The organism is Exiguobacterium sp. s131 (assembly GCF_018617345.1).
In the GTDB taxonomy this organism is placed as follows: Bacteria; Bacillota; Bacilli; order Exiguobacteriales; family Exiguobacteriaceae; genus Exiguobacterium; species Exiguobacterium profundum.
In genome coordinates this window covers 453,840-469,268 of record NZ_JACSJX010000001.1, presented here as the reverse complement: position 1 = coordinate 469,268, position 15,429 = coordinate 453,840, and the positions used below count along the sequence as shown (strand labels likewise).

Annotated in this window: 13 protein-coding genes; 10 read left to right on the top strand and 3 right to left on the bottom strand. The window is 50.3% G+C overall.

Features of this window, described 5'->3' with window-relative positions:
* Positions 1 to 29: 29 nt before the first annotated feature.
* The 3 genes from KNO69_RS02460 (at position 30) to KNO69_RS02450 (ending at position 4,213) form a co-directional block, all read left to right on the top strand.
* Positions 30 to 1,787, top strand: coding sequence for a C39 family peptidase (locus KNO69_RS02460; RefSeq protein ID WP_214815878.1), 1,758 nt, complete (start codon positions 30 to 32; stop codon positions 1,785 to 1,787).
* Between the two features lie 201 nt (positions 1,788 to 1,988).
* Positions 1,989 to 3,203, top strand: a complete 1,215-nt coding sequence (locus KNO69_RS02455) for an exo-beta-N-acetylmuramidase NamZ family protein (protein WP_483297355.1) — start codon at positions 1,989 to 1,991, stop codon at positions 3,201 to 3,203.
* Positions 3,204 to 3,313: 110 nt separating this feature from the next.
* The gene (locus KNO69_RS02450) at positions 3,314 to 4,213 is read left to right on the top strand and encodes a CAP domain-containing protein (protein ID WP_214815872.1); all 900 of its coding nucleotides are present in this window, start codon (positions 3,314 to 3,316) and stop codon (positions 4,211 to 4,213) included.
* A gap of 87 nt (positions 4,214 to 4,300) precedes the next feature.
* Here KNO69_RS02450 and KNO69_RS02445 read toward each other — a convergent pair whose 3' ends face one another.
* Entirely contained in the window at positions 4,301 to 4,699 is a 399-nt protein-coding gene (locus tag KNO69_RS02445) for a hypothetical protein (RefSeq protein WP_159562802.1), read from the bottom strand.
* A 144-nt stretch (positions 4,700 to 4,843) separates the two neighbouring features.
* On the opposite strand from KNO69_RS02445, the gene KNO69_RS02440 reads away from it, so the two are divergent.
* The 3 genes from KNO69_RS02440 to KNO69_RS02430 are packed head-to-tail and all read left to right on the top strand — an operon-like array spanning position 4,844 to position 8,007.
* Positions 4,844 to 5,776, top strand: coding sequence for an ABC transporter ATP-binding protein (locus KNO69_RS02440; RefSeq protein WP_159562803.1), 933 nt, complete (start codon positions 4,844 to 4,846; stop codon positions 5,774 to 5,776).
* Positions 5,777 to 5,786: 10 nt separating this feature from the next.
* Positions 5,787 to 6,920 carry an ABC transporter permease gene (locus KNO69_RS02435; protein WP_214815868.1) on the top strand — a complete coding sequence of 378 codons (1,134 nt, stop codon included), beginning with the start codon at positions 5,787 to 5,789 and terminating at the stop codon, positions 6,918 to 6,920.
* Entirely contained in the window at positions 6,907 to 8,007 is a 1,101-nt protein-coding gene (locus KNO69_RS02430; protein ID WP_214815865.1) for an ABC transporter permease, read from the top strand. Before KNO69_RS02435 ends, KNO69_RS02430 begins: the two co-directional genes overlap by 14 nt.
* A gap of 39 nt (positions 8,008 to 8,046) precedes the next feature.
* Here the strand turns inward: KNO69_RS02430 and KNO69_RS02425 are convergent, their stop codons facing one another.
* Positions 8,047 to 10,731, bottom strand: coding sequence for an HD domain-containing phosphohydrolase (locus KNO69_RS02425; RefSeq protein ID WP_214690562.1), 2,685 nt, complete (start codon positions 10,729 to 10,731; stop codon positions 8,047 to 8,049).
* A gap of 200 nt (positions 10,732 to 10,931) precedes the next feature.
* On the opposite strand from KNO69_RS02425, the gene KNO69_RS02420 reads away from it, so the two are divergent.
* From KNO69_RS02420 to KNO69_RS02410, 3 genes are all read left to right on the top strand, one after another.
* Complete coding sequence (locus KNO69_RS02420; protein WP_031422630.1) at positions 10,932 to 11,240, top strand: PadR family transcriptional regulator; 309 nt, start codon at positions 10,932 to 10,934, stop codon at positions 11,238 to 11,240.
* 4 nt (positions 11,241 to 11,244) lie between these two features.
* Positions 11,245 to 12,429, top strand: a complete 1,185-nt coding sequence (gene chrA, locus KNO69_RS02415; RefSeq protein ID WP_214815862.1) for a chromate efflux transporter — start codon at positions 11,245 to 11,247, stop codon at positions 12,427 to 12,429.
* Between the two features lie 154 nt (positions 12,430 to 12,583).
* On the top strand, positions 12,584 to 14,419 hold the full coding sequence (locus KNO69_RS02410; RefSeq protein ID WP_214815859.1) for an acyltransferase family protein: 1,836 nt from the start codon (positions 12,584 to 12,586) through the stop codon (positions 14,417 to 14,419).
* A 20-nt stretch (positions 14,420 to 14,439) separates the two neighbouring features.
* On the opposite strand, the gene KNO69_RS02405 is transcribed toward KNO69_RS02410, so the two are convergent.
* On the bottom strand, positions 14,440 to 14,940 hold the full coding sequence (locus KNO69_RS02405) for a YdcF family protein (protein ID WP_214781900.1): 501 nt from the start codon (positions 14,938 to 14,940) through the stop codon (positions 14,440 to 14,442).
* Positions 14,941 to 15,125: 185 nt separating this feature from the next.
* Here KNO69_RS02405 and KNO69_RS02400 point away from each other — a divergent pair, with 185 nt between their 5' ends.
* Positions 15,126 to 15,419 carry a hypothetical protein gene (locus tag KNO69_RS02400; protein ID WP_074036045.1) on the top strand — a complete coding sequence of 98 codons (294 nt, stop codon included), beginning with the start codon at positions 15,126 to 15,128 and terminating at the stop codon, positions 15,417 to 15,419.
* Positions 15,420 to 15,429: the final 10 nt, after the last annotated feature.

Below are 15,429 nucleotides of genomic sequence, written 5' to 3'. Positions count from 1 at the left end.
ATTTTTTGAAAATCGGGAGGCTTACTCATATGAAGTGGAAAACAACTACCCTATTTAGTTTAATTGCCGGCACCCTCCTTACCTCTCCCCTTCTGACACATGCGGAAGGTTCATTCCAACAGACGGAGGATGGCATCGTCTATACATCGAGTGACGGGACGGTGTTGACAGGGTGGCAAGTAATCGAGGGTCATACGTACTATCTGAATGAAGATGGTACCCTCCTCACAGGTTGGCAGGAAATCGAAGGTGCTACATATTATTTTGAGACAGACGGTCGACTCATCACGGGTCCCCATGCGGTCGACGGCACGACATACACACTTGACGAGAACGGGAAGCTACTCACCGGATGGCAAGAACGCGATGGTCTCGTCTATTATTACGACGAAACCGGTCAAGCCGTCACCGGCTTCCAGACAATCGAAGGCAAACGATATTACTTCAACGAGGACGGGGTCCGACTCTCGGGATGGCAGCAGCTTGGTGACGCCAAGCATTATTTCTTCCCAGACGGCACCATTCGTACAGGCATGTACACGATTGACGGCAAAAAATATTATTTGATGGAGCAAGGAAAGATGGCGACCGGATGGCAGACGATCGGCACACGACGCTATTATTTCGGGACTGACGGGGTACGTCGACAAGGTCTCACCCGAATCGGTGAAAAAGTGTATGGATTTCATCCCTACTATGGGTATCGCCTCGAAGGGTTGCATCGGATTAACAATCGTCACTACCTGTTCGGAAAATACGGCGATCGTAAGTATGGCCTTCAACAGATAAATGGTGTTATGTACGGCTTCCATCCGACCTATGGCTACCGACTAGAAGGTGTCCACACATTGAATGCACGCGTCTATTCATTCGACCCATATGGACGTCGTGAGTACGGATTTCAAACGGTCGATGGGAAGAAGGTCGGATTCCACCCGACTTACGGATACCGCTTGCAAGGGAAATTCCGATTAGATGGAAAGACGTATCACTTCCATTCGACCGGTGTGCCGGAGAAAGGATGGAAATATACGACCCAGTACGAATATTATGCTCCGGCCTTGACGAAAAAGACGGATTGGCAAGCCATCGACGGCAAGTGGTATTACTTTGATACATACGGAAAGATGTATCAAAACCGTCGTGTCGGAAACGCCTCATTCGATGCGCGTGGTGCCTATTCTCAGGCACTGTCCGTCTATAAGATGAGCGTCCCGCTCTATCGTCAGTTCCCGATGGGGTATCCGTCAGGCTGCGAGTTCTTCTCCCTCAAAATGGCACTTGAAGAAAAAGGGCGTGCCGTCAGCGCCTCGACCTTATATAACGAGATGCCAAAGAGTATGTGGAACGCTCGCTATGAGAACCGTCTCTATCGCTGGGTCGACCCGAACGTCATGTTCACAGGAGATCCGAAAGGGACGCTCGGAAAATATAAGAACTATGGGATTTATCCAAAAGGCATGATTGGATTCGCCAGTAAGTATCGTCCGGTGAAAGACTTGTCCAATCAAGGGCTCGGCTCGATCGAACGCGAACTGTCGATGGGCAACCCGGTCATCGTCTGGGCGAGTGTCGACTTCAACAAACCATACGGCTACTTCAACTGGTATACCGCTTCGAACAAGAAGTTCACCGGCTACGTTAACTATCATGTCATGTTGGCAACCGGCTATGACAAGTCAAACTTGTATATCAACGACCCATATCGCGGTCGCTTGGTCATCCCTAAGTCAAAAGTGAGCGCCGTCATGAGCGCGACGGGATGGAAAGCGCTCGCGGTCAGATGAGTAAAAAAAAACGTGTCTTTCATCGAAGGACACGTTTTTTTATGTCCGACTAGGAGAAAAGTATGAAATTAAGAAATATAAATTCCTATTTTTATTATTAAATATTGAAATTAAATTTCCAAATGGTACACTCCTGTTAAGAAATTGAAGCGCTTACATGAATCGAAGGAGGAGTTTCTGATGAAAAAGTGGGTGGGTGGTATGGCTGCGTTGACGATTCTCACGACTTCCATCGTCTGGTTAGACGCCGATGCGAAGTCTGAACCGAAAAAACCAAAGGTCGAACTCGGGGTCGACCGGTTGATGGAAAACCCGGAAATCTTGAAAGGAAAACGGGTCGGACTAATCACGAATCCGACCGGGATCAACGCGGAGAGAACGAGCATCGTCGACCTATTTGACCAGTCCGACGACTTCGAGTTGACGGCATTGTACGGACCAGAGCATGGCGTTCGGGGAGATGCCCAAGCCGGATCGACGGTCAGCTCCTATAGCGATGACGTGACGGGGTTGCCTGTATATAGCCTATATGGTGCCACGAAGAAACCGACTCCTGAGATGCTACAAGATGTCGACGTGCTCGTCTTTGACATCCAAGACGTCGGGACACGCTACTATACGTATATCTATACGATGGCGTATGCGATGGAAGCCGCTGCCGAGAACGGGATTCCGTTTGTCGTCCTCGACCGTCCGAACCCGCAAGGCGGGCTTCGCGTTGACGGTCCGGTGCTCGACCCGGATTACTCCAGTTTCATCGGTCTCTATCCGATTCCGCTAAAGCATGGGATGACCGTCGGTGAACTCGCGCGACTGTTCAACACCGAGTATCAGATTCAAGCCGACCTTGAAGTCGTAAAAATGAAAGGTTGGAAGCGTTCGATGATGTATGAGAACACGGGACTCCCGTTCGTCATGCCGTCCCCGAACATGCCGACGACCGACACGGTCAATGTTTACCCTGCGACCGGATTGTTTGAAGGAACGAACTTATCCGAGGGGCGCGGGACGACGAAACCGTTTCAGCTGATCGGCGCGCCGTATATAAAAGCGCATGAATATGCGAATGAGCTGAACGGGCTCGACTTGCCAGGTGTCGCTTTCCGGGCTGCCTCGTTCACGCCGACGTTCTCAAAACACGCGGGCAAACTGACGCACGGGGTTGAGGTCTATGTCACTGATCCAGCTCGATTCGAATCGACAAGAACTGGGATTGCGATGATTCAAACGGCTCATGACATGTATCCGGACGACTTCGAGTTTTTAGCGAATGACTTCATCACGAAATTGACAGGAAACGCCTACGTGAAAGATATGATTCTCGAAGGAGCTCCGCTTGAAGACATCCTGACGAAAATCGAGGACGAGCGGGACGCCTTCCTCCCGATTCGAAAAGAGTATTTGCTGTATAAATGAAGCGAGGATGGGCTCACGAAGAGTCCATCCTTTTTGTAATGAAATGGTAAAAACAAAAATCACCCAAACAATATAGAATATAGGGAGTCCTACAAAAGGAGTCGATTCCATTGAAGAAGCATCTCTCTCTACTACTCACCATCATTCTGACACTCGGTGTGATCGGATCACCACTCTCTATTAGCCGTGTCCAAGCATATTACGAAACGTCAATCAATACGACCGGTTACGTGACCAACATCAGTCAACTCAACGTCCGGCAGTCGCCTTCTTTGAGTGCGAAACGACTTGCACTCATCCCACGAGACGGTTCGATGCGCGTCCGGACATCGTTCCAATTGGACGGCGTGCGTTGGTATAAGATCCAATGGGGCAGCGGTTACGCTTATCTGCCCGCCAAGTATGTCCGCTTGTCCACTGCTGAAGTGAAGTTCACGAAACCGACGTACGTCAAGCCGTCGAGCGTTTATTTAAAATCACGTCCGCTCACGACCTCTTCGAACGTCAAGTTCGTCCGGCAGGGTACCGAACTTGAGACCGTGTCATATCGCTATACCGGCACATCACGATGGTACAAGGTGCGCTACGGTTCATACACCGGGTACATCCTCGCCAATCATGTCAGCTTCACGTCGCCCGTCAACGTGTTGACTGAGACAAACAAAGAACGGAAGGCTGCCGGTCTCTCTCTTCTCGCCGCTTCGAGTGAGGCGAACCGTGTCGCCCAAGTCCGTGCTGATGAGATGGCGCGTACGGGTCAATTCTCGCACACGCTCAAGGAGAACGGTACACCCGGGGACACGTTAGACGCTTACGGTGTCTCGTATCGTGGCTGGGGAGAGAACATCTATAAAGGATCGAGCGACCCGGTCCGGGCGGTCGATGCGTGGATGAACAGTAGCGGTCATCGCGCGAATATCTGGAATGCGAATTATACGCACCTCGGGATTGGCAAAGCGACCGATGCCCAAGGGTCGACCATCCATGTTCAAATCTTTTTGACGAAATAACCGCTGAAGGACAGTCACGTCGTGGCTGTCTTTTTTTCGCCAATTAAAAAAGCGGATTCGCATCCGCTCTCGAGCCTTAGGCACTTCTTATATCTCATGCTCTTTCACGAGCACACGAAAACGCGGTCGGACGGTCAATTCGATTGACGTCACGGTCCGCTTTCGATCTTCAGCTAGGACGATCAATAACTCTGCGTGGTCTCGCCGGTCTTCTAAAATCTCGACCTTGCTGACGGTGCGGAGCAGTTGATAATATACGAGCTCCCCGTCCCCACCTTTGATATTGATTTCAAACTCGTGATAGCTCGGTGATATTTTAAAGTAGAACGTCTCCCCATGCTTATTCGTGAAACGAAAAATCGACTCATCATAATAGAACGGGAGTGTCGAATCCATTCGTTTCGGTTCGACTGTACAAAACGCAGAAAGCACGATTTCGTCCGGGAACAATGCCCCCTCTTGTTTATTGAATTGCCATCCTTTCATCCAAATCCCTCATTTCAACACTATAATTATCTGAATAATTAGATTATTGCACATTTCAAGTGTTCCGGACAGGTAAATTCGTGACAATCCTCGAACACCTTTGTGTAGAACGAGAAACATTTCACATGAGAAAGGAGTATCACGATGTCCATTATCTCGCTCGACCATGTCACGAAACGGTTCGGGGATACGATTGCCTTGAACGACCTCACTCTGAAAGTGGAAGAAGGCGAACTCTTCGGGTTGCTCGGACCGAATGGTGCCGGGAAGACGACCGCCATTTCGGTCATGTTGAATCTGTACGAGGCGGACTCCGGTTCGATTCACATTTTTGGAAAAGCGATGCCAAAAGACGAACTGGCCATCAAACGCCGCGTCGGGATCGTGCCGCAACACGTCTCCGTCTATGATCAGCTGACCGTCTATGAGAACATCCAATTTTTTGCGGAGCTGTATGGATTCAGTCCGAAAGAAGCGAAACAAAAGACCGAGGCCGCGCTCCACTTCGTCGAACTCGATGCCCATCAAAAGAAACGTCCGCCCGAACTGTCCGGCGGTCTCCTACGTCGCCTCAATATCGCCTGTGGCATCGTCCATGAACCCGAACTCATCTTCATGGATGAACCGACCGTCGCCATCGACCCGCAGTCGCGAAATACCATTTTAGAGAACATCCGCGAACTGAATCGCCGCGGTGCCACCATAATCTATACATCTCATTACATGGAAGAAGTCGAACTCCTCTGCGACCGAATCGCCATCGTTGATGAAGGAAGGATCATCGCAGAAGGAACGCAGGACGAATTGAAAGACCGTGTCATGACACTCGAGACGGCCCGGATCAAAGTCGATGCGCTCACACCAAATTTGCTCGAACGTCTCGACGCACTCGAACACGTTCAAAAAGTAGAGTATGAAGAACCGTATATCGAGGTGTCGTTAGACAAAGACACGCCGCTTGCCCCGCTCCTTGAGACGCTCCATCAAGAACGCGTCCACTTCACCTCCATCACGGTCGACCGCCCTTCCCTCAATACCGTCTTTTTGGCATTGACGGGGAAGACGCTCCGGGAATAGGAGGGACGTCATGTGGACTTTCATCAAATATGATGTGAAACAGCGGCTTCGTGATCGTGCCACCCTCTTTTGGATGCTCACCTTTCCGCTCATCCTCATTTTCGGACTCGGGACGATGCTGTCGGCCGTCTTCAGTGACACGTTCAAACTTCCGGTCACGAACGTCGCCTACGTCGAGTCATCGACCGACCAATATCGAGAGCCGCTCGAGGCTTTTTTAAAAGAGGAAGACATTCAAGCCTTCATCCGACTTGTCCCATACGTCGATCTCCAATCTGCCGAACAAGGTGTGAACGATGGCGATGCCGATGTCATCTTGCAACTCGATGGACCTGACATCACACTCTTCTATGAGGAGCCGACGACGGTCGAGTTCGACGTCCTCGATGCCATCCTAGGTCAGTATACAGCCATCGCCAATCAACAGATCACGCTCGCGGAAGCAGGCGTGTCGGCCCCATATGTGAATGAGGCTTGGCTCGATACGGAAAGTGTCGACTTAGCAGGACGTACCCCGACCTCGCTCGAGTATTTCACCGTCACGATTTCAATCATGACGGCATTGTTCGGGTCGTTTTATATCACATCGATGGCACGAGAAGAGCAACCGAATACAGGCAGTTACTTACGCATCCAAGCGGCCCCAGTCCGAACGGTTCAATATCGACTTGCGCGGACGTTCAGTCGCTACGTCATCATCTTGTTGCAGCTTATCCTCTTGTTTTGGTTCAGCCACTTCGTCTATCGCACATTCGACTTGGCGAACGTACAGTTCGGCTATCTGATTCTGTCTTGGCTCGCCTTGACCGCGTATGGGGTCGCCATCGGATTTCTGATTGTCAACTTGCCGAAGTTGAGCGCGACGACAAAGGATGCGATCGTCAACGGATTCGTCGCCATCCTCATGATCTTATCCGGTGGCTATGTCCCCGGTTTTGACCAAGTGACGCTGAACTATGCGCCGTGGGCTGCCTACGTGTTCATGCCGATTTTCATGCGGGACGGAATGCTAGCCGTCCTCCTACGTGAAGGTGACATGAATCTGTATTGGCAAAGTCTCGGATTGCTCGGGATTCATCTCCTCATCTTGATCGCATTCAGCTACATTCTCTCGAAAGGGGTGAAGCGTCATGGTACTCATTAGACATGTGGCCAAACGGATGCTTCGAAAGAAAGGGCTGTGGGTGTTCACCTTCGTGTCGATGTTCGGTTTCGCGCTCATCCTCTCCTTCGTCGGTGGAACGTCCAGTTTGAACGCATCCATCGGGATTGTCGACCGGGACGGTGGACTTCTCGCCGAACGCCTCATTGACGAGGCCGAACGGTTTGGTCGGGTCACGTTGCTCGAGTCGAACACGGATGATGTCTTGTTAGAAGGAGAAGATATCGTCCTCATCATTCCTGATGACTTCACGGAACAGGCGTTCACAGGAGAGATGCCTCGCCTTTCCTTCTCTGCAATCGCCGGGAGTGATGCCTCGTTAATCGAGCAAGCACTGAACGGTCATCTGTCCCGCGAACGCCAACTGCTCGAAGCGAGCGGCTACGATAGAGCAACGTTCGAACAGCTTGCGTCAAAAGAGACGTCGAACGGTTACACACTTTCAAGTGAACCGTTCCAGGAAAGTGTCGCCACGACCGCCCGAACACAAGCCTTCTTCGGTCTGTTGTCGTTCATCATGATGTCGACCTTTCTCCAATTCATTCCTATGTTTGTCGCGGATGATCGGGACGAGAAGATCTATGCGCGGTTGTTCGCCTCACCGGTGACACCAAGGCGTTACTTCGCCTCCCTGCTACTAGCCTTTTATCTCGTCGGCTTCATCTACGTGATGCTGTTGATTGGCGTGAGCCTCGCTTTATACGGTCAGGATGTATGGACACATCTCCCGACCGTATTCGCCTTGTTTTCTTCCTATCTGCTCGTCTGTCTAGCCCTCGGTGGTCTCATCGCCGTGTTTGCGACGAATCGGGAGAAGGCGAACATCTTTCAAATCTCGGTCACGATGGCATCCGCCATCACCGGCGGGGCGTTCATCAGCCTGCTCTGGTTGCCGGATTCATTGAAACTTGTCGGTCGTTTCCTGCCGACCTATTGGTTGAATAACGGTGTCATCACGATGTATGAGGGACAGTTCCCGTATCCCTCCATCCTTGTCATGATTGGCATGACCGGAGTCGTCTTCCTCCTCACCATCCTCGTGTTGAAGAAACGACCCCTGACCGTCTAATACAAAAGCGAGCCCCCCATATTCAGGAGGACTCGCTTTTTATTGTTGAAGTGTCGGTACGACTTTTTCAAAGAAGACGTCGACGAGAGATGGGTCAAACTGTTTGCCCGCCTCTTGTGAGATGATGGCGAGTGCCTCGTCAATCGTCTTCGCCTGTCGATACGGTCGCCCCGTCACCATGACATCGAACGTATCCGCAATTGCGATGATTCGTGAAGCAAGAGGGATCTCAAAATCTTGTAGCCCTTTCGGATAGCCTTTCCCGTCCCATCGTTCATGGTGCGCCAAGACAATTTCCGATAAGGCGACATATTCGGGTACGGTACTTAAAATATTGTAACTGATTTCCGGGTGGCGTTTGATTTCATACCATTCCGATTCGGTCAGCGCGCCCGGTTTATCCAAAATATCGTTGCTGATTGCCACTTTTCCTATGTCATGGAGAATAGCGGCCGTTCGAATCTCATTCACTTCAGCATTCGTGAAGCCCATCGCTTCTGCCAGTTGCCCCGCTAAATTGGCGACTCGTTGAGAATGCGCTTCTTCTCGTGGAATCTTCTCATACAGCGTGCGCATGATGATTTGAATGGAATGGTGGCGTCGACTCTGCTTTTCAGAAACCTTGTGGTGATACATCCGATCTTCCGCTAAATTGAACACCTCGGTCAATTCGACATTCGAGTCATGTTTGACCGCTTCACCGAATGATGCGGAAATCGGTAATCCTTCAACCGTCTGCTCGTGGAAGAGACGACCGAGACGATCCGACAGCTGTTTCGCCTCATCGAGCGTCGTATTCGGAGAGATCACAACGAACTCATCGCCTCCGACTCGTGCCACTTCATCTTTCGCGCGCAATTCATTTCGTAAAATATTCGCCGCTTCGACGAGCAGCTGGTCTCCGACCAAGTGTCCGAACGCATCGTTCGTGAGCTTCAACCCGTTGATATCGATGACGATGAGTGTGAGCGGATAAAAGTGGTCATCATCATAGCGCTCCAACGCCTCTTCAAAGTAGCGTCGGTTTTTGATGCCCGTCAATTGATCGTGATAACTGAGATACTCAATCTCTTTCTCATATGTTTTTTTCTCCGTGACATCTCCGATATAACCGTGCCACAACACGTGACCATCCGCTATCTTTTCCGGACGGGATGATCCTAAAATCCAGACGGTTCGTCCGTCCTCGGTCAAGACGCGAAACTCAGCATCCCAAATCGTCAAGTTGCGATAGGACTCATCAATCGACTGCATGACAAGCGGATAATCATCCGGGTGCATCCGTCGGAAGACAAGACTCGCGTCCGTCTGTACCTCTTCTGCCGAAATCCCCAGCATATCTTCAAAGCCTCGGCTAAAGAATGGGAAGTTGAAACTTCCATCAGGCAATAATTCGAATTGATAGATGGCACCCGGGATTTGATCGGACAATTTCGTCAAAAGCCGATCTCGGTCTGCCAACTTTTCTTCTAACTGAACTCGGTCCGTCACGTCTTTCGCGACCGCATAAATATAATTCCCTTGAAGTTTGCAATGCCACTCGATCGATCGATACGTATCGTCGATCGTCCGGAAACGGTTGATGAAGCGGAACAACTCACCACGTTCCTCAAGTTCCATAAACGCCGCTTCCGTGATGGTATCATCATCCGGGTGAACTAGACTAAGAAAGTCGATATTCTCCAGCTCATCAAGTGAAAACCCTAAAATTCGTTCCCATGCATCGTTCAAATGGAGCACTTGTCGTGTGTTGAAGGCCATGATGCACTCCAAGTCGAGGGTCGCGAATCCACCGAACATCGATTTTTTCGTCTCTCCGATTTGATGATCGGCTTTCGTCAATTGCTCAAGGACGTGGACGAGATATAACTCTACGAGCCCTAGCCGATTGGCGACCTTCCCTTTTTCCATCACAATCGTCAAGTCTCCGTATAAAATACCGTCTTTCTCGATTTTGAAGAGAACGACTTCTCCAAGCGAGAAAATTCGAAGTAGATTTTTGACGAGACGTGTTGGAAGCGCACCATCAATAAGTGGACCAATCCCATCAAAGACACGAGGATTTGATTGTTTGAACAGGTCACGACGTTGGTCCGTCATTGGCCACTTCTTCCCGACTGGATGAAATCCAAGAATGTCGAGGCTTCTCTCTAACATCTCATCGATTCCTGATAATGCCACTGTCGTATACGATTCGCCATCCGCATCCATCAAATTGAGAGCGACCGCCTTCGCTCCAGTGAAGTCACGAATCTGATCAAGAAATTGTTGATTCATTAACAAGTCACTACCCGTCGAGACGAAGCGATGCGATACGTTGACGAGCTGTTTTAACGCATTGTTCTCTTGGACGTGTGGCGTGATGTCGTGAAACATGACGGACACAAACCCCGTTCGTTGGCTAAACACAGACATCTCGAACCAACATTTATTACGGCGAGAATAGTGTTCAAACGTTACCGTGCCGCCATCACTGACGACGTGTGCCACTTGAATCATCCATTCCCGCTCACTATATTCAAAGTCTTTTAGGGCGCTTGACACTTTTTTTCCGATGAAGTGTTTTCGCTTCCCTTTCATGATCTTCTCAAAGGCAGGATTCACTTCAAAGAATTCATAGTCAATTGGCTCCGAAGCGTCGTCGTAAATCACTTTAAACTCGACGTAGCCTTGGGGCATATAACGCAACAATGTATCGTATGAAGAATGAATGGGGTTTGTCACGTCACTTCCTCCTCAGCAAATAAAATCTCCACTTAGTTTACCTCATTTGTGATAGATTCCCTATTTTTTCCGAACTCATTCCCAACTTTTGATTTAAAGTTTTCGTAAACTGCATGCTCTTTCCTTGTCCCAGTTCCTATCTTTTGTTAAACTGATTTCGAAAACCGATATCGGATTTCGATATTAAGGAGATGACACGTATGGAAGACCGCGTCTTGCGGAAACTGTTTCTCGGATTCATCCACATCCATATTTTGCACCACGCCGCGGAACACCCCGTGTACGGAGCATGGATGGTCGATGAGCTTCGGGAGCACGGGTACGAAATCAGCGCCGGGACGCTCTACCCGATCTTGCACGGGATGGAGAAAGACGGGCTCTTGATTCGTGAAAACGAGACGGTCGATGGACACGTTCGCAAAAACTACGTGACGACCGAAAAAGGACTTTCTGTGTTGGCGGAAGCCCGTCAAAAGGCATACGAGTTATTCAAAGAAATTAAGGAGTGAAGATATGACGACACAACGTGTGACGTTCAAGACGTTACTAGAAATTTTATTCGTTTCAACGAGGCTCGGTCTCACCTCATTCGGTGGTCCGGTCGCCCACCTCGGTTACTTCCACGAGGAATATGTGAGACGACGCAAATGGATGGATGAGAAAGCTTACGCCGACCTCGTCGCCTTATGCCAATTCTTGCCCGGACCGGCGAGTTCACAGGTCGGGATCGGGATCGGGATTGTCCGCGGTGGCATATTAGGTGGGATCACCTCATTCATCGGCTTCACAACGCCGTCGGTCGTTGCCCTCATCCTATTCGCTTTATTGTTATCCGGACTCGACGTCTCCGATGCAGGCTGGTTATACGGCTTAAAAGTCGTCGCCGTCGCTATCGTCGCCCATGCCATCTTAGGAATGGCGAGTAAATTGACACCTGATACAAAGACACGAACGATTGCCTTTTTTGCCTTGGCAGGCGTCCTACTCTGGCAAACGACGTTCAGTCAGGTATTATTCATTCTCCTCGCGGCCCTCGCAGGATTCCTGATGTTCAAGCCGGACCGCCTCGATACGAAATCGAGTGCGTTCCCGATTTCGAAACGTCTCGGGGCCGTTCTGCTGTCGATTTTTGGGGCACTTCTCGTCATCTTACCGATTTTACGGGAGACGTTTGAGAATCAGACGATTGCCTTGTTCGATAGCTTTTACCGGGCCGGTGCCCTCGTCTTCGGCGGCGGACATGTGGTCTTGCCACTACTAGAACGTGAACTTGTCCCAGCTGGTTTCTTGAGTGAAGAAGCCTTCCTTGCAGGATACGGTGCCGCTCAGGCCGTTCCTGGTCCGCTTTTCACGTTCGCTTCTTATCTTGGAACGGTGATTAACGGTGTGCCGGGTGGCATCCTTGCGACGGTCGCCATTTTCTTGCCGGCCTTCTTGCTCATCCTCGGGGCACTTCCGTTTTGGGACGCGCTCCGTCACAACCCGAAAGTCGCCGGTGCCCTCATCGGTGTCAACGCAGCGGTCGTTGGGATTTTGATTGCGGCATTCTACAGCCCGATCTTCACGAGTACCGTCAACGGTGCGGTCGACTTCGTGTTCGCTGCCTTCCTGTTCGTGATGATTGCTTATTGGAAGTTACCACCGTGGTCACTCGTCATCGCCGGGGTACTCGGTGGGACGTTGATTAATCTGATGTAAAGTGCAAGGGACCTCGTGTCCCTTTTTTTTATTGGATTTTTACGTCATTTGATTGTTAATCTTTTGAAACCATTCCCTCCTCCACGCTCGTTATACTGAAGAATGGATTCAAAAATAAGGGAAATGTCCGCTTTACTAGAAAGGAAGTGGGGGCATGCAACCACTCAAACATACAACGTATATGCCTGGTCTCGACGGCTTGCGCACGTTCGCCGTCTTGGCTGTGATTTTATATCATTTAAATGTACCTTACATACCTGGGGGATTCCTCGGTGTCGATGTCTTCTTCGTCCTGTCCGGTTACTTGATCACCGGTATCTTGATTCGCGAATGGACGAAGACCGGCACAATCAATTTGAAAAAGTTCTACATCGCGCGTTTCCGTCGTTTGTTGCCGGCGCTCGTCTTGATGCTGTCGGTCGTGATGACATATGTGACGCTGTTTGACCGCTCCTTGCTCGATACGGTGCGCCAAGATTCACTGGCGGCACTCGCCTATGTGAACAACTGGTGGTATATCTTTCACGAAGTCTCCTACTTCGAGAGTTTCGGAAAGCCATCACCGCTTCAAAATCTATGGTCTCTCTCCATCGAAGAACAGTTTTATGCGTTCTGGCCGTTGCTCCTACTCGTCGGTCTCGCGTTCCGGAAGCGATTGCTTCAACTGCTCGCTGCGCTTCTATTCGTCTCCGCCGCCTGGATGGCGTTCCGATATGTCCCGGAAGCCGATCCGAGCCGCGTCTACTACGGGACCGACACGCGATTGTTCGGTCTGCTCATGGGAGCCGTCCTCGCCTTCGGTTGGCGTCCGGACACGTTTAAAGAAACGATCCCGCATATCGGACGCCACATTTTGAACTGGACCGGCGCCGTTTCGCTCATCGTCATCGCCGGGATCATCAGTAACGTCAACGCCTACGATGCATTCCTCTATTATGGAGGTTTCTTGCTCGTCGCTTTCCTATCCGCCCTATTGATTGCCGCTGTCGCCCATCCGGCGACCATTTGGTCACGACTGTTTGGAAGCGTTTGGCTTCGCGTGATCGGTACACGGACGTATGGGATTTACTTGTGGCACTATCCGGTCATCATTCTATCGACACCGCTCGATCGACTCGGGACGTTCTCGCCACTTCTTTCCGTCGGGCAAGTGGCGTTGACGCTTTTGATCGCCGAGTTGTCGTATCGCTTCGTCGAGACACCGATTCGTCGAAACGGATTCAAACAAGCGTTCCGTCAGCTCGTCTCAACACCGACGCACCCGAACGCGCGCTTTGCCGCCACGGCATGTGCGACCGCACTCTCACTCGTTCTCGTTGGGAATTTGACCATCCTGGCGTTCTCTGAGTCGAAGCCGGTCGAAGATGAAATTCCTGTCGTGAAAGTACCGATGCCAAAAGACGAGACAAAGGACGTTCCGAAAGAATCGGAATCCAAGGAGACGGAGGAAGTCCCGTCTGAAGATCAATCGACAGAAGAAAACAAAGCACCAACTGAAAAACCAGAAGAACGAACATGTCCACCGGCTCTCGCGATTGGCGACTCGGTTATGCTCGGATTGAACGAATATTTGGCAGATGCTTTCCCGAATATGAAAATCGACGCCCAAATCGGACGTCAAGTTCGCGATGCAATCCCAGTTGCCTCTCAGTACCAATCTTATAATGCTCCAGGTCACGTCGTGTTCCTCCATCTCGGAACGAACGGTGCCTTCAAAATGGAGCAACTCGAGACGTTGCTCAAGCAGTTCGAACGAGCAGATGAAATCTATTTGATCAACACACGTGTCCCACGTCCATGGGAGAGTGAGGTCAATAAAAAACTCGCTCGGGCCAGTGAGCTTCATGAGAACGTATCCCTCATCGATTGGCATGAACGCTCAATCGGAAAGGAAGCGTACTTCGAAAGTGACGGGGTCCATTTAAATATTAAGGGCGCCGAAGCGTTTGGCCACGTACTGAACGAAGAAATCGGTTGTCAACCAAACTAGGCTCTTGCGAGTGCAAGAGCCTAGTTTTTTTCTTTCCTAAATACGTAACGTCCCAACAACTTCACATACGCCAACATTTCACGAATCATATATCGCCCTTTCGCAAGCGGTGGGGTCGGTGCATACAAAGCATCACTCTCGAGCTGAAAGTACAGTCTCGCAATCAGACGAGCGCGCGGCACATGAAAATCATTTGTCACGATCGTCACACCGGATGCTCCGTCCCAAATTGAGCGGCTATGCTCAAAGTTCTCGATTGTCGACGTCGATGTCGCTTCCGCATGAATCCGTGTTGCATCGATTCCTTGCGCCATCAGTTCTCGTTCAATGACACGCGCCTCCGCCATCCCTTCATCTGGTCCCTGTCCACCTGTTGCGATCAGTTCGACATGAGGATGTGCCTTCGCATAGGCGGCCGCTACGTCAATTCGATGTTGGAGCGCGCGGGACGGTCGAGTCCCATTCACTCTCGCCCCAAGGATGATGACGAACCGGTATGTACCAGTCGCGTTCTTTCTCATATTGTCACCTCATATTCGTCCATTCTCTTTTAACCATACTTAATCAAGAGAAAGATTGCACGAATCCATTCTTTTTACAAATTATAGTCAGTGTTTTGGTATATATATGAAATAAAATTACCAAATAACCATAAAATGTTTTAATATAAAGGAGATAAGACTTTTTGAGGGAGGACTGGTGACCCATGACAGATTCAGATAAATGGTTATCCACCCGCTTCTTGTATACACGTGATGCACAATTGTTTGCAGAAATCGAAGTCGTCGAGCTCGACCCATCTCACTATAAGTTTGTGATTCATCCGACACCGCTTGGCGCCGGGGAATCTCCTTATATGCGACAAGGTCCCCTCGACTCAGACCATCTCCCCTCTGCATTTTCTGATGTGAGCCGTGTGTATACGAGACAGCTGGATTGCCTACGTGCAGCGACACGTCTCGTCTCTTCGATTGGACCCGCTCGCTTCACAACACATTGACTAAAAGAAC